The organism is Nitrososphaera viennensis EN76, from assembly GCF_000698785.1.
In the GTDB taxonomy this organism is placed as follows: Archaea; Thermoproteota; Nitrososphaeria; order Nitrososphaerales; family Nitrososphaeraceae; genus Nitrososphaera; species Nitrososphaera viennensis.
On record NZ_CP007536.1, the window covers coordinates 248,938 to 267,202 of the forward strand.

At 51.0% G+C, this 18,265-nt stretch carries 21 protein-coding genes and 1 tRNA gene; 9 read left to right on the forward strand and 13 right to left on the reverse strand.

Translation table 11 applies throughout. From position 1 onward, the window contains the following. Positions 1-78 precede the first annotated feature (78 nt). Together NVIE_RS01415 and NVIE_RS01420 are read right to left on the reverse strand one after the other, a co-directional pair. Positions 79-405, reverse strand: coding sequence for a hypothetical protein (locus tag NVIE_RS01415; RefSeq protein ID WP_075053690.1), 327 nt, complete (start codon positions 403-405; stop codon positions 79-81). 9 nt (positions 406-414) lie between these two features. Beyond that, the gene (locus NVIE_RS01420) at positions 415-726 is read right to left on the reverse strand and encodes a hypothetical protein (RefSeq protein ID WP_174405419.1); all 312 of its coding nucleotides are present in this window, start codon (positions 724-726) and stop codon (positions 415-417) included. 198 nt (positions 727-924) lie between these two features. Between NVIE_RS01420 and NVIE_RS01425 the strand changes: the two genes are divergently transcribed. After that, positions 925-1,143 (forward strand): hypothetical protein, encoded by a 219-nt coding sequence (locus tag NVIE_RS01425; RefSeq protein ID WP_075053691.1) that lies wholly within the window; start codon positions 925-927, stop codon positions 1,141-1,143. On the opposite strand, the gene NVIE_RS15110 is transcribed toward NVIE_RS01425, so the two are convergent. Then, on the reverse strand, positions 1,129-1,302 hold the full coding sequence (locus tag NVIE_RS15110; protein WP_158435030.1) for a hypothetical protein: 174 nt from the start codon (positions 1,300-1,302) through the stop codon (positions 1,129-1,131). The genes NVIE_RS01425 and NVIE_RS15110 overlap by 15 nt on opposite strands. 100 nt (positions 1,303-1,402) lie before the next feature. Beyond that, positions 1,403-1,816 carry a Mov34/MPN/PAD-1 family protein gene (locus NVIE_RS01430; protein WP_075053692.1) on the reverse strand — a complete coding sequence of 138 codons (414 nt, stop codon included), beginning with the start codon at positions 1,814-1,816 and terminating at the stop codon, positions 1,403-1,405. Positions 1,817-1,919: 103 nt separating this feature from the next. Here NVIE_RS01430 and NVIE_RS01435 point away from each other — a divergent pair, with 103 nt between their 5' ends. Further along, the gene (locus NVIE_RS01435; RefSeq protein WP_075053693.1) at positions 1,920-2,555 is read left to right on the forward strand and encodes a DDE-type integrase/transposase/recombinase; all 636 of its coding nucleotides are present in this window, start codon (positions 1,920-1,922) and stop codon (positions 2,553-2,555) included. Between the two features lie 77 nt (positions 2,556-2,632). Further along, complete coding sequence (locus NVIE_RS01440; RefSeq protein WP_075053694.1) at positions 2,633-2,965, forward strand: PqqD family protein; 333 nt, start codon at positions 2,633-2,635, stop codon at positions 2,963-2,965. Here NVIE_RS01440 and NVIE_RS01445 read toward each other — a convergent pair. Continuing rightward, entirely contained in the window at positions 2,931-3,362 is a 432-nt protein-coding gene (locus NVIE_RS01445) for a hypothetical protein (RefSeq protein WP_144239400.1), read from the reverse strand. The genes NVIE_RS01440 and NVIE_RS01445 overlap by 35 nt on opposite strands. 92 nt (positions 3,363-3,454) lie before the next feature. Here NVIE_RS01445 and NVIE_RS15025 point away from each other — a divergent pair. Both NVIE_RS15025 and NVIE_RS01450 read left to right on the forward strand, forming a co-directional pair. Further along, positions 3,455-3,580, forward strand: a tRNA-Ser gene (locus NVIE_RS15025). A 370-nt stretch (positions 3,581-3,950) separates the two neighbouring features. Beyond that, positions 3,951-6,650: a chitobiase/beta-hexosaminidase C-terminal domain-containing protein gene (locus tag NVIE_RS01450; protein ID WP_227717528.1), complete on the forward strand. Its 2,700-nt coding sequence runs from the start codon at positions 3,951-3,953 to the stop codon at positions 6,648-6,650. 258 nt (positions 6,651-6,908) lie between these two features. Here NVIE_RS01450 and phaC read toward each other — a convergent pair whose 3' ends face one another. Both phaC and NVIE_RS01460 read right to left on the reverse strand, forming a co-directional pair. Further along, positions 6,909-8,054 carry a class III poly(R)-hydroxyalkanoic acid synthase subunit PhaC gene (gene phaC, locus NVIE_RS01455; protein ID WP_075053697.1) on the reverse strand — a complete coding sequence of 382 codons (1,146 nt, stop codon included), beginning with the start codon at positions 8,052-8,054 and terminating at the stop codon, positions 6,909-6,911. After that, positions 8,051-8,860: a poly(R)-hydroxyalkanoic acid synthase subunit PhaE gene (locus tag NVIE_RS01460; RefSeq protein WP_084790558.1), complete on the reverse strand. Its 810-nt coding sequence runs from the start codon at positions 8,858-8,860 to the stop codon at positions 8,051-8,053. The genes phaC and NVIE_RS01460 overlap by 4 nt, the downstream gene beginning before the upstream one ends. Positions 8,861-8,999: 139 nt before the next feature. Between NVIE_RS01460 and NVIE_RS01465 the strand changes: the two genes are divergently transcribed. The 3 genes from NVIE_RS01465 to NVIE_RS01480 all read left to right on the forward strand — a co-directional run bounded on the left by NVIE_RS01465 (position 9,000) and on the right by NVIE_RS01480 (position 11,484). After that, complete coding sequence (locus NVIE_RS01465; protein WP_075053699.1) at positions 9,000-9,899, forward strand: hypothetical protein; 900 nt, start codon at positions 9,000-9,002, stop codon at positions 9,897-9,899. Between the two features lie 245 nt (positions 9,900-10,144). Then, positions 10,145-11,104: a hypothetical protein gene (locus NVIE_RS01475; protein ID WP_075053700.1), complete on the forward strand. Its 960-nt coding sequence runs from the start codon at positions 10,145-10,147 to the stop codon at positions 11,102-11,104. Then, positions 11,101-11,484: a hypothetical protein gene (locus tag NVIE_RS01480; protein WP_075053701.1), complete on the forward strand. Its 384-nt coding sequence runs from the start codon at positions 11,101-11,103 to the stop codon at positions 11,482-11,484. Before NVIE_RS01475 ends, NVIE_RS01480 begins: the two co-directional genes overlap by 4 nt. Here NVIE_RS01480 and NVIE_RS01485 read toward each other — a convergent pair. Together NVIE_RS01485 and NVIE_RS01490 are read right to left on the reverse strand one after the other, a co-directional pair. Continuing rightward, positions 11,473-11,802, reverse strand: coding sequence for a hypothetical protein (locus tag NVIE_RS01485; protein ID WP_144239402.1), 330 nt, complete (start codon positions 11,800-11,802; stop codon positions 11,473-11,475). The genes NVIE_RS01480 and NVIE_RS01485 overlap by 12 nt on opposite strands. A gap of 1,277 nt (positions 11,803-13,079) precedes the next feature. Beyond that, entirely contained in the window at positions 13,080-13,322 is a 243-nt protein-coding gene (locus NVIE_RS01490) for a hypothetical protein (RefSeq protein ID WP_144239403.1), read from the reverse strand. A 94-nt stretch (positions 13,323-13,416) separates the two neighbouring features. Here NVIE_RS01490 and NVIE_RS01495 point away from each other — a divergent pair, with 94 nt between their 5' ends. Continuing rightward, entirely contained in the window at positions 13,417-13,782 is a 366-nt protein-coding gene (locus NVIE_RS01495; RefSeq protein WP_075053704.1) for a hypothetical protein, read from the forward strand. A gap of 337 nt (positions 13,783-14,119) precedes the next feature. On the opposite strand, the gene NVIE_RS01500 is transcribed toward NVIE_RS01495, so the two are convergent. The 4 genes from NVIE_RS01500 to NVIE_RS01515 form a co-directional block, all read right to left on the reverse strand. Then, on the reverse strand, positions 14,120-14,680 hold the full coding sequence (locus tag NVIE_RS01500; protein WP_144239404.1) for a peptidase associated/transthyretin-like domain-containing protein: 561 nt from the start codon (positions 14,678-14,680) through the stop codon (positions 14,120-14,122). A 72-nt stretch (positions 14,681-14,752) separates the two neighbouring features. Continuing rightward, positions 14,753-15,409 (reverse strand): hypothetical protein, encoded by a 657-nt coding sequence (locus NVIE_RS01505; RefSeq protein ID WP_158435032.1) that lies wholly within the window; start codon positions 15,407-15,409, stop codon positions 14,753-14,755. A 61-nt stretch (positions 15,410-15,470) separates the two neighbouring features. Further along, positions 15,471-16,040, reverse strand: coding sequence for a hypothetical protein (locus NVIE_RS01510; RefSeq protein ID WP_227717428.1), 570 nt, complete (start codon positions 16,038-16,040; stop codon positions 15,471-15,473). 75 nt (positions 16,041-16,115) lie between these two features. After that, a complete protein-coding gene (locus NVIE_RS01515; protein WP_075053708.1) occupies positions 16,116-18,239 on the reverse strand; it encodes a 3-hydroxypropionate--CoA ligase in 2,124 nt (707 codons plus the stop codon). Positions 18,240-18,265 lie beyond the last annotated feature (26 nt).

Below are 18,265 nucleotides of genomic sequence, written 5' to 3' on the forward strand. Positions count from 1 at the left end.
CAAAACCGGTATTAGCCGTACCTGCTAAAGTTAGGTGCCTGCCTGCTCTAAATTTCTAGACCTGAATAGTAGCAGCAGCTAAGCTGCTGCTATGGTGAACGAGCGGATTGCGGCAAGCACACTTTCGCTCAGTTTCACCGTGTACGCGGCCGCGTCGTCCGAGGACATTTTCGACAGCTCCTCAAGAAACTGCGCCTTGTCTTTTCCACGCTCGTACATGCCGCCAGATTCCTTGATGCACAGCGGGAACTTTTGCATTTTTATGCCGTTGGCGTTCAGGTGCTGGATGAACCTGCGGTACGCGCCCGTGTCGTACCAGTCGCGCTTTTGCTCCTCGCAGTACGCTATCCAGACGTCTATGGTGTTCTGGAAAAATGCCTTGTTGCGCAGCTCTTCTAGTGTCATATCTGTTGTTTAAAAGTCGGCCCTTCTCATCTTGGAGCCGCAGCGCGGGCATGCTCCGCCCTTGAACTTGTGGCCGCATGCGATGCAGACGTAGCTGATTCCCCCGCCGCCTCCAAGCATGCCTCCAAAGCCTCCGCCCTGGCCTCCCATGCCCATGCGGGCCATCTGGCGCCTGCGGATAAAGTATGACATGGCAAGGAACACGCCGATTATCGGGATTATCGTGAGCCATCCGAGGTACGGGCCCAGCAGGAAATTGAGCGCGATGCTGATGCCAAGGGACACCATTATCCACATCATCGTCTGGGCCATCCAGTTCATAAGCCATGGATACTTGAACTGTTTCTTTTATTAAGTTTTCCGAGCTGGTGTTTGCTGGCAATAAAACTTGTTGCCAGATGCGACTGTGGGAAAGGCGTGATTTGCCCAGATGGTGAATGATAGTTATAGAACACGCGGAGCGGGCATGACAACAACAGAGCTTAAAAACATGTCCATATAACTACTACTGTTACTGGCATGCCCAAGGCGCAGCCGTCGGTTTTCATACTGTGCGAGGCCTGCCGCTGGTGCGCCACTTATACAGACAAGTCCAGGGCGGGCGACAGGTGCGCCACGTGCTCCGGCTCGGTGCTTTCCAGCTTTCCGATAATGCCCGACGAAGCGTTCACCTTCAGCTATGACGAAAAGCGCGGGGTGGAGCTGGACTTTTTCAGGCGCGCCTCACCTAAAGCCTGACTGGATGCCCTGGTACGCAAGCCACGTCAGGTACGGGTCGCCGTACGCGTAAATTTTCCTTTTACGGCTGTGGACCTTTTTGTGGTTTTCAAGGCGCTGTTTATTGGCAAGTTCCGCGCCGCAAACCCTGCACCTGAACGACGATGTCTTGATGTCCATATGCTAGGACTTACTTTGTTTGATATAAACAGCAACATCCAGTTAATTCATTAAAGCAAGCAGGCCGTTCCACTGGAAGCACGCCCCTCCCTCTTTCTACTTAATCGACGATCCTGATCTCCATCTTTTTGCCGGACCTTTCGTACGCGGCTATGGTCTCGTACTCGTACGGAAAGTGAATTATCACAGACACAAAGCCGAAAAAGTGGTTAAGATCCTCAAGCGACGGCCTGTTTGACGGGCCGGGGTGCGAGTGCGCGGTGCCGATGTACGAGTTGTCAAACGGCAGGTCGTACAGCGAAAACCCCGAGTAGAACGGGCCGTTTGACGAAAACGGCGGGATTACGAGGCCGTCTATCGTTATCTCGTTTCCCTTCTTTTTCCCCTGCAAGATGAGTATCGCCTCGTTTGGGTGGTACGTCTTGGAAAACGTGATGATGCCGTCTGCGGCCTGGCGCGTGAGCAGGACTATTTTCTTCTCCTCTTTCTTCTCCTGCTCGGCCTTTTTGAACACGGTATTTTTTGTCGGCGTGCTTATTTTAAGATTGATTGATTGCAACGGCTCTGTTAACTTAGGGTAATCTGTATAGCTAGGACTGTCCTAGCTTTTCATTGGCATGAGAAAGAGGACAGACCCAGCTATAATCAGATATGCACTGTACCTGTATTTTAATTCTAGGAGCTTTCGGCTGGCAGCCAGATCGCTATCACCAATAAAGAGAAGGAGCCACGTTGCTGTATGGAAATGGGTACAGAAATATTCCAGCCTTGCAGACAGGTTCCGGACAGACAGACGCCTTGTCAGGGCAATATTTGTTGACGAAACACTATTGCAGATAGATGGGCATGACTATTGGCTATGGATAGCGTACGAACCAACTATTGGCACATGCTTGATGATGCATCTGTCTCGTGAGAGGACCATTTTCGTATGTTACCAGTTCTTCAAGCAGTTGCAAAGGAGGTATGGAAGGAGGCCGATATTCACAGACGGTGCTCAGTGGTACAATGATGCTTGCAGGTGGCTCAGATTACGCCATTATGTGTACGGTACAGAATTGAAGAATTTGATGGAGCGGTTTATACAGCATATCAAGGACAGGACGGAGTGTTTTGACGACCACTTTCCATGCAGGAAGGAGAATTGTGACAGACAGCATGTCTGGAACTGGTTCAAATTATTTTTACTGTACCTGCATATGGGCGCAGACATGATACGGTTTATGACATTCCTGGCCAAGGATGGTGGCTAAGTTAACGGAGCCTTGCAACTGGCAGAATGGATAATAACCAGAACATGCATAGGAGAGCTGAACGGTGACGTCGGGAAATGCTGCTGAAACGGGAAGATGAAAAGATAATCATACGGCGCGGCATGGTTGGCAACGACATGGACGGGACGCCGCTTTTGATAAACGGCCGGGGCGAGGCCTACCGCGTAAACGACACTGCTGTTTCCCTGTGGAACATGTGCAACGGCATCACTTTTGAAGACCTTTACCTCGAAGTCCTCCGCATTTCTTCCGGCGACGAAGACGACGTCCGCAAGTCGCTGGAAAAGATGGTCAAGCAGTTCCACAAGATATCTGTGGTCGAGATGAAGGAGATGGGGAGAGGAAACGGGGGACCTAGCGCTGACCGCAGACCTGGAATGCAAACATGAAGTAGCCTGCTACCCTGCCGTTTCTGCGGTACGGGTAAAAGTTGCCCCACTCTTTTGGCATCATCTCGTGCTTTAACGCCTTTGCCTCTTCCTTTGTCATCGGTATCTTGGCCAGGCGCTCGCCCAGCATTGCAGACCATGGGAGCTGCGGGAGCGAGTCGCGCTTGTTCACTATCATGGCCACGACGCGGTTTGGGTTCTCCTTGTCGAGTACTGCCGAGTACGTGCAGTCGTCGCTATCGCCAAACGGGTCGACGACCGTGAACGGGTCGATGGCGACGTACTCCCTCATCCTGTCGCGCAGCGCGTCTGAAAGACCCGACGCGATTGCAAGATCGGAAATAGTCAGTCTCCTGACTTCCTCTGTTGAAGGTAGCCTGATGGATGTCGCCAACACGCCTGCTATTCTATGCGCCTGATTATATAATTTTAATTCCACTTTTTTCAGACCTACAAAGGCATAAATTGCAACGCCCTTGCAGGAAGGGTGCTGAGGTACCCAAGCTAGGTAAGTCGTCCTAGACCCTGAACGGGGTCAGCCTCGAGATCATACACACACTTGACGTGCTAGCTGATGTCCTTCGGGACTCGTGGGTTCGAGTCCCACCCTCAGCGCTCTACTCTTTCTTGCGTGTATGTGTATCCTAACGGCAAGGCGCAAATCAAGCGCTGAAAGGGAGAGATCGACGCTGCTGTCGGCCAGGATGATTATTATTTTGCGTGCCAGAGTGAGTGAATTGTTCTCTTTTCAAGGAACTGTGCAAGGTTTGGTCATTTAACTGCGGTTAGTTGCCTGCAAATTTGCCGCTACTGGCTTTTTTCTCCATAAAACAATCAAAAATGAATAACATAATGACCCCTGTACGTATATACAAAACTCTTATAGAATTGTTATATGGTATTTACGCATCTTCTGTACGGTCGCGACAGAACCCGCGCCTGCGTCATGAAAAAAACTGCCCCCGCGGCAACACTAGCCGCCTTGGTGCTTGTTTTAAACATCCTGGTTTCTGTTCCCGCTGCTAATTCTGCCCGCGCGGCTACCATTCCCGGCGCGTGCAACTGCGTCATATTTAGGCTTGACGACGTCCAGGATTTCTGGCTCAACACGGTCCAGGTTGCAGTCATGGATCGTTTCATTGACAGGAATGAAAAACTAAACATTGGAGCAGTGATGAACTTTATCGGAAACGACTCGTCTGTAGTAAACAAGGTAAGGGCAGGTCTTTTATCCGGGCAGTTCGAGCTTGCAAGCCACGCGTGGGACCACGTCGACTACACGACCCTGAGCCCCCAGGAGCAGCACGACACGCTGCAGCGGGCCAACCAAAAGATGGTCGCGCTCTGGGGAACCAGTGCGATGGTCTTTATACCGCCGTACAACATCTACAACAACGCTACCCTCACCGCGCTCCAAAGCCTTGACATGAAGATGATAAGCGCCGAGTTTGACCAGGAGCTTTTGAGCATATACAACCCTGACGAGCCGGACAGCCCGGACAACAAGGTCTACAAGGCAATACCTGGTTCTGACATCGCAGACTCGTTTGGCATATACCACCTTCCAGAAGTAATCGGCTTTTACACTTACGAGGATACCATGCCTGCCAAGAACCCTGTAAACACAATCGCGGACAGAATTAACGCCACCATCGCTTCGTACGGGTATGCCGTGGTGACCCTGCACCCCCAAGACTTTGCCGTCAAGTCAAACGGGGTTCCTGTCAACCCTGCTCAAGTTAACAGCGCCGAAATAGCCGATCTGGACACGCTCATTGACAACATTCACGCGCAAGGTTACGTGATAAAGAGCTACTCTGAAGTTACAAACGTTCCGCCGCCTACCATAACTGATATCACTCCGCCTGAATTTACACCTCCTATAGATTTACCTGTGGTTTCATCGAGCCAGCTTACCATTATCAACGATCTTGGACCTTACTCGGTGTTAGACAATGTTGACCCTGATCCAGAAGTTACCAACGACGCACCTCCGGCGGGATTTCCACAAGGAATTACCAAAGTGACTTGGAAGGCGACTGATGAGTCAAATAATTTTGTTCAAAAAATACAGTATGTCACAGTCCAGGCAAATGCAGACACTGTCAGGCCCACAGTTGCTATTACCGAGCCGCAAAATAACAGCCACAAGGGCGGACCTACAGCCGGGGTAAACATAATGGTGACGGGAAAAGCCTCGGACAGTCAAACTGGAATAAAAAAAGTTGAGGTAAGGACCAATGGTACCGCCTACAAGCCAGCCGCTCCTGGTTCTGATGGAAATTGGACCAGCTGGTCTTTTAGCCTGCCCATCAGCAAATCAGGCGTCTACAACGTTACTGCCAAAGCTGAAGACTTTTGGGGGCTAAATCAATGGGCTTATTCTCTTGTCACGGTAACCCTTGGCGCTAATGTTGATGTGGATGCCCCTCAAATAACCGCGCCGCCGCCTTTTACAAAGGAAGCGACGGGCATACTGACCCCTGTTTCACGTGCGGAACTTACAGAGCCCGAAGTGCATGATAATGTTGATCTCGATCCAACTGTAACCAACAATGCTCCCGGCGGCGCAGAAGGTTCTGGCTTTACTGTAGGGACCCACATCGTTACATGGAGGGCAGAAGATGATGCTGGAAATGTTGCAACTGCAAACCAGACAGTCACCATAACTGCCGCCTCTCCAGTACTGCCCAAGCCAAAAGCTGGAGCATACAACGCCCCGCAATCAGTCACCCTGACGCCGCTGCTGGCCAACTCGACAATCCACTACACCACAGACGGCTCGACGCCTACGGCAAACAGTACCACGTACACCGGGCCAATACAGATATCCAAAAGCACTGACTTGAAGCTCATTGCAGTGGACTTGCAAGGCGACGCTGGCAACGTCACGACCCTGTCGTATGTCATTGACACTACGGCCCCGACAGTCACAGCTTCGCCTGCAGGCGGCACGTACAGTACGGCCCAATCTGTTGTTCTTGCGCCAAGCGAATCCAACAGTACAAAGATCTACTACACCACCGACGGCTCGACGCCCACAACGTCCAGTACCGAGTACGTTACCTCAATAGCTATAGCATCTACCACGACGCTCAAGTTCGTCGCCAAGGATAGCGTTGGCAACCTTGGCCCCGTCGGCACCGAGAACTATGTCATCAACGTCGTTAGCAGCGGAAGCGGCGGTGGAGGAGGAGGCGGTGGTGGCGGCGGAGTAGGCTCTGGCGGCAGCATGACTGTCGGAGGCGAGGTCTTTACCTACCCGGACTCGCACTTTGTGACGCACCAGCTGGACAAGATCAAGTTCGTCAGCTTTGGAGTCGTGAGCCCGCAGAACAGTAACGTCGTACTCACTACTGCCGCACCCGGACAGCAGGTAAGCATATCTGCCACGTTCAAGAACTACCAGAACAAGCCGCAGAATTACGTCTACATAACCCAGGTTGAAAAGAACGGGATCACCTTCCGCATCGACTGGCAGGCCGGCGCCGTAAACACTGGACAGACAGAGACTGTGTCAAGGTCATGGACGACACCCGTAGAGCCTGGCAACTATGCAATCAAGCTCTTTGTATGGGACAAGCTGAGCGGGTCTCCTGCCGCGCTGTCTGAAGTGGGAACGTCTAGGATCTCTGTGACAGAACCTGCTAACACCGCGGAAGTAGCGGTGCCGCCGCAATCATAGGAGAGAGTGAAAACTCTCTGGAAAGAGACTATATGCGGCAAGCTGTGCTCTACCCTGCTGCATCATGCGATGTATGGTTGCAACAACTTGATGCGGCAAGGCACACCGGAAAAATGAATATCTCTAGGGCTCTGCTGCCGTGACCGCAGCTAGAGTGTCATCATCCATATGGAACACACACCCTCCCAAATACTGCAACAAGAGGTTCAAGCCCCGCCCACCCGCTGCGGCGGTTTTTTTTTCTTTTTCTTGCAGCTACTATTGGGACCTTGCCTTGAGCCACTGTCCCACTTTGGGGAGCACGTTGTTCTGCGAGTACGAGCTGGCGATGAGCCCGACGTGGCCTGTGTGGAAGCGCATGAGGCGCTTGTCTGTGCTTGACACCATGTCGTTGAGCGGCACGCTGCACTCTGGCGAAACAAGGTGATCCTCGTCGGCGACGAGGTTGAGCAGGGGCACAGTTATCTTTGACAGATCGACAACGAGGTCGCCGAGGTAGAACTCGTTTTTGGCGAGCAGGTTGTCCTGGTAAATGTCAGATATCCACTCCCTGAACGTCGCGCCGGCTATCGGAGGGGTGTCGTACAGCCACTTTTCTATGCGCAGGAAATTGCCGACAAACGGCTCGTTGTCGATGTTCTGCACTAGGTTAAAGTACTTGGCGACTCCCTGCTTGAACGGCTTGAGCGCAGAATAGCATGCAAACAGCTGCTCTGGCGGCAGGTTGCCTATCGTGTCGACCATCTTGGCAACGTCCATGTGCTTGGCCATGTTGCCGATGACTGTCGAGTCTTTTTCAGTGTCAATGACAGGGGCAATTACTGCCAGGTTGCGCACCTTTTCTTGGTGCAGGGCGGTGTACATTATGGACATTGACGCGCCCATGCAGTAGCCGTGCAGCGTCAGCTTGTCAGCCTTGCTCTTTTTCAGCACGGTATCGACGCAGTCGCTGATATAGCCGTTGACATAGTCGTCAAACGTCAGGTACTTGTCCACGGTTGACGGGTCCTTCCAGTCAATAAGGTAGACGTCAAAGCCCTGAGTCAGCAGGCTCCTTATCCAGCTCTTGTCCGGCTGGAGGTCAAGCACATACGACTTGTTGATGAGCGCATAAACTGTCAGAATGGGCGTCTTGAAGGTCTTGCTCACAAGCGGCTGGTAGTGCAAAAGCCGGTATGCCCTTGTCTCTACCAGCACTTCATGCGGCGTCTGGCCGACTTCGACCCTTCCTGCGGTATGCAGGATTTCCCTTGTCTTTTCAATCTTGCGAAGGTTCTCCTGCGCCTCTTTTGCCAGGTCTTCTGCCGGCTTTATCGCCAGCTCTGTTGTTGCAGCGGCAGGCGATCGTGGCTGCTGCTGTTTTTGCTGCTCCGGCTTGTCTGGAAGCGTTTCTTGCTGTGTCATTGTTTTTCTAGGCTCCTTTTCAGGTCGCGGACAGACCTCTTTAGCTCGTGTATGTCCTTGAGGATCTCGTCCATCTCTCCCCTCGTCGGCAGGTTGAGCGCCTTGAAGTTGCGCTCGGTTATGGTCTGCATGGCCCTTGACATGTCCAGCTGGCTACTGAACAGTTTGCCGTAGACCTGCGAAAACTCGGGCGACGCGTACAGGCCGGTGAATGCGTCCTCAAACGCCTCTATCATGGCCTTGCGGTAGCCGTCAAAGTCGTCCTTGGTCAAGAACTGCTTTGGTGCCCTTTCGGCCGTCTCTTTTGACGCCTTGGTGTAGGCGGCGTTTATCATGGACCAGTACTGGTCCATGTGGGTCTTCATGTCAGCCATTATCTTGCCTAGGCTGACAAATTCGTTTGCGTACGTGTTAAAGTCCCTCGTAAATGCGTACATGGGGCCTATGGTCGGCAGCTTCAGCACCTCGGACCACATGTCAAACATCTTGCTTGCCTGGTCCGGGGTTAGCCCGGGCTTGAAGTTGTTATTTTTACTGTCATCAGTCGTCATTATTAAATCACTTCTATTATTGACTAAGGTAGAGTTCACCCGCCAACTATTATAGTTTGTCTGTATGGGAATTATGCTATTATATGAAATGTTATGTAAAATCTTTACTATTAGGTACAGGTTTTGAGGCTTCTGCAATTGCAGAAAACGACCTCTTCCTGCTGAGGTGCAGATGTTTATTACGTCATGCGGCGTAAAGGATGGATAGTTGCAGAAACTGCCACAGGCGTGTATTTTCTTTATCATGTCTGGCATTTTGTTGCTATCTTTAGCATATCCTTTGCAAAAAAATAACGCGTAAGCCCACTACACATCGTCGCACGTAAAGGACCTGCCCGTAAGGATAGACAACGAGCAGTTCTCAAGCAACAGGGCAAGCACGGATGGCTTTATAGTGGTGACAGGCACGCTTGCAAGCCTCGCGACAGAGAGGATCGAGATGTCGCCGTACATCTTTGTGACTCTCTCGGAAGTGATTGATGCAAATGGCGTACGCCAAGAAGTGCCTCCATACTATGATCTCCTTGCTTTTATCTACCCTCCTTACCGCGACCAGTCAAGCTGGTACTTTAGGGTGGAACACCGCCTGCCCAGCTCGATAGTGCTTGAACCGGGCGAAAGAGTAGATTATGAAATCCGGATATATCCGCTCAAGGCAGGCGCATACCATGTTCACTCTTTCTTCCTGTCAGAGAACTTTCCGCGTCTTGGAATCGGCCAGACGATAATCGTGACAGGCTCTGGTGCGCCAACGACTGGGGAAATCACGCAGCTGTACCTGCCGCTTGCTCTGGGGCTGGCGTCATTTGCCATCCTGATGCTCAGGGTAATGCAGATTTCAAGGAAAACAAGTGCGCATTTCACCAGAGAAAAGGTAGCCCGGGTATATTTTGCGGCCAAATCCTCGTTTGAAACCGTGTGGCTTGCCGGCGTCCTGTTCTGGCTTGCATCGGCCATGCCTTACCTTCCCGCGATTGAAGCAAGGTGCGCTTTTGTATTGTCTGCGTCCGCGGCGCTGGCAGCCATTATCGTAGCAGGTTATGCCTCTGCAATTATAATGCCAAAAACCCGCCATCTGGCATTTGCAATGGCCACGTCAGCCATAACCGCTGCGTTCTACTTTGCGCTGCTGTTCGGCGAAGGCTCGCTGTATTCAACCTACAAAGTGCCGCACTTTTTTGTGGACGGCTTGACATTATTTGCCGTCATGGTGGCAAACTCCCTCCTTGCGATTTATTTCGCAATTGCGGCACGGAATGAGAGAAGAAAAAACAGACTGACAAGCGTCGCATAGCCGCACCTTAAAAAACATTTTATAAAGGAACTGCCCGCATTCCAAAACGCGGGCTCGTAGCTCAGCATGGATAGAGCGCCTGCCTTCTAAACGTCCTGTTGAAGACAGCCGGAAGTCGTGGGATCGAAGCCCACCGGGCCCGCTTTTTCCACTTATCGAGTCCATGCCTTAAAAGCGCAGAAAATACGAAATTAGCGGAGGGAAAACAGGGAAACAAGAGCTGCAAGAAAAGAAGCAAGGATCTTTTGAAGGACGACGATGTAAGGAGATGGTACGAAAACCTGTGCCGCAGCAGCAAGCTGAACGCAGATGTATATCTGCGCAGGCTGAGGCTCTTTTGCGAGCAAAGGCACACGACACCAAGCAAGCTCGTCACCATCGGTACCGCCAACCCAAAGCAGGTCGAAGACATGCTGCATGACCACGTTCAGCAGCTGGAGACTGAAGGTTACGCGCCATCCTACATCAAGGGTGTCCTAAAAGCAGCCAAGTCGTGGCTTTCGTACAACTATGTCGAGCTGAAACGCAAGATAAAGGTGGCAAACGCAGATATGGCAATCACCTTGCAGGACGAAAGGGTGCCTACAAGGGAAGAGCTGAAAGCCGTACTGAATCATGCTTCGGTAAGAGCAAGGGCAAGTGCAGGCCTGATCGCATTTGCCGGATTGAGGCCGCAGGTTCTGGGAAACGCTTCTGCTTCCGACGGGCTGACTGTTGGAGATATACCCGACCTGAAGATAGTCGACGGAAAAGCTGTGTTCCAGACAGTGCCGGCGATGGTCATCGTAAGGTCAACATTGAGCAAGGCGCGTCACCGGTACTTTACGTTCCTTACAAGCGAAGGGTGTGAATATCTGGCTGCATACCTTGACAAGAGAATTGCCAGCGGTGAGACCATCAACGAAAGTTCAGCTGTGATGACCTTGAGCCAAGGCTACCTGATGAAAGGGAGGAACAAAGACGCTGGCAAGAAGTTCATCACCACACCTGCAATCACAAAAGAGATCAGAGAAGCCATGCTGCCAGTAATCAAGGCTAGGCCGTATGTCCTGAGGGCATACTTTGACACACAACTGTTGTTAGCTGAAAGCCAGGGCAAGATTGCACACGCGTACAGACAGTTCTTCATGGGCCACAAGGGAGACATCGAAGCCCGGTACACTACGAACAGGGAAGGCTGCCTGACGAGCTTTTATCAGACATGAGAAGAGCCTTCCGAGAATCAGAACGATTCCTGAGTACGGCCACAGCGGAGGTCCAAGAACAAGACAGAAAGGAAATACTGCTTGAAATGTGGAGGGAGCAGGCCAAGCTGTACGGCATCGACCCGATGAAGATAAAGATAGAAAAGCAAAGAGAAGACAGCAAGCCTCTTGGCATCGAAGATGAAATGCTTGCGATAAAGGACGCGATTGCAAGGGCAAGGGAGCTGGATGAAGAAGAAAAGTACAAGAGCAGGATCTTGGCAGACGAAGAAGAGCTTGTCTCCTATGTCCAAGATGGATGGGACATCGTAAAGGAGCTGAAGAGCGGCAAAGTTCTTGTCAGGAGGAAGAAGGTTTACTGTCATCCACTAGCAGTTTAAGCGCGTCTCTACCGCCTCTTCCTTCTTTTTGTATGCATCTTCGGATATCTCTGACAAGAGTACGTTGACCAGTTTCAGATAAGGTTGGATGGCGCTGCTTACAATCAAGTCGACAAATTCATGCCGCAGGGTCTGTAGCGCTTCCTCGACATCTAACGAATAGAGAATGGTGTCGCCAACAACCTTTCCTTCATTCTCTGAATCTGATTTGGGAGACCAGACAACCTTAAACTCGGTCTTTATTCCTGCCCTATCTTTTAGCCTTTCCAGCTCTTTTTCAAGGATGAAGGAGCCGTTTTGTTCAAGTCTTGGATTCATTGCCAAGTGATAAGTCAAATGTATAAAAGCCGTGAAACAGCTGAAACTTGGTGCAAGCCGGGAGCATGGTTTTTCGCCTTAAATATTTTGGATGCATATTATAGCGTAGCGTAAATCATGGCAAAAAGCCTGCCAGGGACAGGGGGATCGTAGTAGCACCGGCCTCGAATTATGATTTGCTTGGAAAAATGCAGTTTTGTTGCGTGATGCATCAAAGAACCTAAATACAAGCTACGTAGGCAGCATAAGACAATCGTCGACTATTCTGCTGCAAAAATCGGGCGTCGATTTCCGCCTTAAATATTTACGATGTGTATTATGGTGTAGTATAAACTAAGAACCGAACGACTGTTGTCCGTCAGGACAAAAACCTTGTTGGTACCAGTGGTACCAGAAGAACGCGGTGCCGTAGCACTAACCTATTTTGAAATATCCTTTCTCTAAAGCAGTGTGGTCTTGGTGCCCCGGGCATCAAAGAACTTAAATACATGATATATAAGGAACGGCTAAACCAATGGCATCAGTGGTGCCACTCCTGCAGGCGGGTGTCAAATTTTGATACCAGAGCGTGAATATGTGGTACCAGTGGTACCACTGGTACCAACTTTCAACAGGATGGACACTCTGCCTGGTACCAGCGATGGCACCAGACAGGATCGAGTGATACGCCGATGCATAGCCTGCCAACGGTGGGAAATAACATGAAGAACAACGGTCGTGGCCACGACTTGATACGCCTGACAATGCACGATCCGTAGGATGCGCTACCAGACCGGTTAATCCCTAGCTCGGCAGAATGATCGGAAGAATATTTGCCGTCGCAGAGCACTGTTCTTGCGCTTTCAGACGCTGCTCTAGTTCTGCGGCTGAATGCAGAGATATTGAATATGTACCTACAATGCAAAATGATATTGCTGCTGGTGCCAGACATTCTCCCCGCATTATCCATTTTCATGTCAAGTTTTCTTTTACCTTATCATACATCTTATATCTGTCCAACTACGTTGTATGCTAAGATTCTACCGTTTGCTTACGATTGATATTTGCCCTAACTCTGTAACTTCGCTCCCCTATTTTCTATCTGCAATCCGTTCTTTGCGTTGTGCATGGTAATAATCCATGTCCAATTTTCTATTCACACAATTCTCGATGGTACTGTTCCACATCTGTTAGCTACTACAATATATCATAGCTATTTTGGAAGAATCCTTTGATTCCTTGACTGCCCTTCTATTATTCCGTATGCTCTGGATAGCAGCATTGCTAGCAAAAAATAATCATACTCCAAGAATCTTCTTGATCTCTTCGATCATGCGCGGATTGAGCGACACCTGCATACCGTAGCTTGTAGGCTTTGGCAGGATGAACCCTATCTTTATCAGCTTGTGAACTTCGTCTTCAACTTCGCCGCGCATGTGCTTTGGAAATCCTTTCTTGAGGTTTTCAATGGCGGTGTGCTTGCCGCCTATGATGGTGTCTTTGAGCATTCTCTCCAGTACCGTCTTCTGGACGGGATTCACGGCCATAGTTACAAGCACTGATTTATATAATAATCATGACATACATGACGTAAGGTAACGACATATTATATAGCGGCCATCGCATAGCTATGGCATGGCAAGAAAGAAAGAGTTGGAAAAGGCGTTAGAATCAGGCCCGCTTGAGCGCCTGTTTGCCGGAAACGCCACGGCAAAGATTTTGGACTTTCTGTCGACATTTAGAGAGTTCGACTATTCAGAATCAGATATCGCAAGGTATTCCGGCGTTTCCATAAGGCATGCGCAGCGAGAGCTTCCCAAGCTGGAACGGCTGAAGCTGATAAAGATGACGAGGATATCCGGTAAATCCAAGATGTACAGGATGGACGCAGAGTCGCAGACAGGCATGACGGCAAGCAAGTTTGGACTTGCATTGGCCAGCATTGAAGTGGACAGCGTACTGGCTAAGGAGAAGCAGAAAGAAAAGCCGCTGACAGCCTAGGCTTTTCAATCTCCACTACTTGGAGATTTCAACTTTAACTTCGACCCGCAAGCAGCGTCGACGGGGCGGGGCCCTCTGAGACAGACAGGACAGGCGGCAGGCCAGGGACTCGCGACGTCAAGACTCGCCAAGTCACGCCACATCTAGAGCGTGCAATCCTTCTGGCCGAGTTAAACCAGCTTGAATGGATGAGAGGCTCCGGCCTCTCTTTTTATAATACATATCGACAGCATGTCTATATCCCAACTGTCTGCCTCGCCCTCCCGCTTGGAGGGCTCGGCCACGGTTGGCTTTAAACCCTCAGAGAGAGATATCCCAAAGAAAGAGTGATAGTACCTCATACCACTTCAAGTTCTGCAACTTTGACAGGTTTGGTAAGAGCGAAGTCCGTATTTTGCACGTCCTTGGGCTTGAATACATAGATGAACATCGTGTATTTTCCGACAGTGTCCGGATGCCACATTGAATCGATGCTATATTGTGTACTTCCTGCAATCGTTGCATTATTCATGACATTTACCACTTCATTCCCATCCCCATCTCTTACCTGAAGCACCACTACATTCTCCACATTCTTTTCAGAAGGATTGGTGAAGACTGCGTGTAGTGTGATTGGCTGTCCATTTTTTATTTGCAGACTCTGTTCGATTGTGCCTATCTTCTCTCCGTTTTCATTTTTTGCAGTCACTTCAGATAATGCCAGTAGGGGAGATGTAGCATTATTGGTGGCAGCACCGTTGTTGTTTCCCTCGACATTGTTATCGCTTCCGTTAAAACCGGAAGATTTTTGGTCTGATAATGTTCCGTACGCCAGGTATGCTGATAACGCACCTAATGCTATTATGACGCCTACCAAGATTACGATTACTTTTTTGCCGGATTTTGAATGTTGTTCCATGGATGTTCCCTAATATAGAAACAGAATAAACAAATGAACAATAAAAAAATTATGGAGGTTGCTACTACTGCCTCACCAAATCTGAGCTCCGTTGCTTTTAGTAGCACCGTTATACCCTATCTGGAAGTTGCCCGGTGTTCCGAGGTAAGTAACCCCATAGCTTGCATTGTTTGTTCCAACACAATTCTTGTTAACATATGCATCATCCCAGTTGCTAAATGTGACTCCGTCACCTGCAACACGTGTAGCTTTCAAGAGAGTCTGCACTGTTACCAAGCCTAAGGTCTGAGTATTTGAGTTGGGTCCAAACCCGTTGCTTTCTGCGAAAATAAATGTGTCACTTGCCACGCTGACAGAACTAGAACCTATAGCCATTGTTTGGAGCTGACCTGTATTTTTGTCGTTGAACCACGCTTCCCATCTGCTTGCACTGCTAATGTATATCAGAGAAATCTCTACTTGATGTCCCGCCACCGGAGTTATGCTTGAAACACCTAGTATCTGCCCTCCTTTTCCCCATGCAAACTGAAAGACATTGGGATTATAGCCCGACCCACCTCCTGAAGTAAACGATCCGTAATACATTCCTGCCTCATAGTAATTGGCATCGTTTCCTACAAAGGCCACATGGATGTTGACGCCATTTGATGAATTGCCACTGCTCTGTATTGTTGAGATTGTTGAGTATATAATCCGCCTGCACAACACCGCAAGCATGTCCGAAATCAACCGTTTGAGTTCGGACTCGATATCTGGAGAATCAGGGAACCGCCGGGCCCGCTTCTCTTTTTTACCTCCTTGACAAGAGTGCATACGCCCCGCCGACCGCGTAGGCTATGGCTATCAGTATCCTTGAAACCATGACTGCGACGTCCTGATGCGTAGCAAAGAGCGAGCTGTCTATCACAAAGGCGACAGGCAGGGCCACAAGCGAAATGGCGCCCACCAGCAGTTGCTCTGTGTTGTTCTGGCCGCTGTACTTTCTCATCATGATGTAGGTGGAGAGGTTGCCAAGGCCGATGCCCAGCAGGATGAGATACTGGTAGAGGGAAGGAAACGCGCTGATGGCCGCAAACGGCCCTGCCCAGGATATGCCGTTTATTGCTTTTGCCGAAGTCGACCACTTGATGCTGTTCTTCATGCGCCCCCGAATGGCCGGGATTGCCTTGCGAAAGCGCGGACCTGCGGCTGCAAGGACCGCGCCGAAACTTCCCCCCCATATCACTGCGTACCAGTAGGCAGACATACTGTTGGTTGCGGCAAGCTCTGAAAGGACAGAGCCGGCGCCAACGGCCGCTGACACTGCCACGAAAAGAACGCCAAACGCCCGTCTGGTCTGGAGCGCCGAGTTTTCCAACACCCGGTATGGGCGGGATATCTAATTTAAAGCAAATTGTGAAAATAATGAAAGGAGAGAAAGAGTGGGCAAAAGCCCTTACTTTGCCGCGCCGGACACCTTGGCCCATCTGGCCATCGCGCCTGCCGCCGTGACCCACTCGATTACCGAGTGGTAGACTGGCACGTTGGCATCTTCGATGCGCTTTGAGATGTTCCTGGTGAACGGTCCTCCCATCGCGCCGATGAGTATGGGCTTTTTCTTTTGCTTTTGGAACGACGCAAGCACGTCAACGATCGTCTCTTCAAGCGGGTCGTCCTGGAAGACGAACCACGGCATGATGATGTCGACGTTGGGGTCGTCCATGAACGCCTGTATCGCAAAGCGGTAGTCGTCGGCGTTTGCAGAGCCTGTGATGTCGCACGGGTTGCCGATGACGTAGGTCGCCGGGTAGTGCTCCTTGAACGCCTTCTTGGTCTGATCTGACAGTTCTGCGACCTGCAGGCCGAGGCGCTCAAAGTTGTCAATCGCCGCGATTATTGGCCCTGCGCCGTTTGTGACCATTGCCACGCGGCTTCCCTTTGGCACCGGCTGCCAGTTCAGCGCCTTTAGTGCTGCTGTAAGTTCTTCATAGCTGTCAGCCCCGATGATGCCTGCCTGGTCCAGCGCGCCTTTCACGACGCCGTACGAGCCTCCAAGCGATCCCGTGTGAGAAGCCGCCTGCTTGGCGCCCCTTGCACTCCTGCCGTTCTTGAATACTACTATTGGCTTTTTGCGCTCTGTGATGACCTTCTTGGCTGTGTTCATGAACTTGCGTCCGTCGCCGAGGCCCTCCACGTACAGGCCGATTACCTTGGTGTTTGGATCTTCAGAGAGGTACCAGATCATGTCTGCCTCGTCCACGTCGGACCTGTTGCCGTACGAGATCATCTTGCTCATGCCAAAGACGTCGGAACTTTCCATGAAGGCGATGCCGACCGTCCCGCTCTGGGAGAGGAACGCGACGTTGCCGTTCTTGGGGCGAAGCATCCTTGCGTGGCCTTGGAACGCGCAGTCGAGGCGGTTTGCGCCGTTGAACATGCCGATGCAGTTGGGGCCGATGATCCTTATCTTCAGTTCCCGTGACAGCTTCTTTACCTCTGCCTCGATGGCCGCGCGCTCGCCTCCAAGCTCCTTGCCTCCGCCGGAAATTACTACAAAGTTGTGGATGCCCTTCTTTGCCGCCGACCTCATGAGGTCCGGGACGAACTTCAGGTCTACCGTCACGACCACGAGCTCGACGTTTTCAGAGATGTCGTCGAGGCTCTTGTACGCCTTGATGCCCATGATTTCTGGGTAGCCCTTGGCGTTTACCGGGAACACCTTGCCCTTGTAGTCGTGCTTGACCATGCTCTCAAGAACCGAGTTGCCGACCTTTCCTGCCTCCGGCGACGCGCCAATGAGCGCAATCGACTTGGCATTGAAGAACAGGTCCATGTACGAGGAGTCAGGCTGCGCCCTGGACACGGCGTTTGCGTCGACTGCCTGCCTGAGGATTATCTTGGCGTCGACTACGTAATAGTCCTTCTCGTAGAATATCACGGGGTTAAAGTCGATGCTCTCGTAGTAGGATGCCATCTCTGTGCCGAGGTTGCCGATGCTCACAAGGGCGTTTGCAATCATGTCCTTGTCGACCGGGGCCGCGCCGCGGAACCCTTCGAGGATCTTCTTGCCCTTGAGGTCGTTTATCATGTCCAGCGCGTCCTGCTTTGTAATCGGCAATACTCTGAACGCGACGTCCTTGAAGACCTCAGTGTAGATGCCTCCGATTCCGACCATGATAATCGGGCCAAACTGGGGGTCGTTCTGCAGGCCGACAATGAGCTCTGCGCCTGGTGGCACCATCTTTTCAAGGAGCACGCCCTTGACCGTGTTGTATTGTTTTGACAGCCTGCCGTGCATGTCGCTAAAAGCGTCCTTGACCTGTGCCTCGTTCTGCAGGCCGACCTTGACACCCTTGACGTCTGTCTTGTGCAGGATCTCGGGCGACACTATCTTGGCGACAAGCGGAAAGCCCATCGCCTTGGCCTTGCCTGCGGCATCTGCCTCGCTTGTGACAAGCGCGTACGGCGGCACCTTGACACCGTACTCTGTCAAAACCTGTTTAGCCAATTCTTCTGTGATTACTTTTTCCTTGGTTGCAAAAACATCATCAAAGATCTTTTGGACCTTTTGATTCGCCATATTGAATCTGAGGAAAAGCTTCTCAA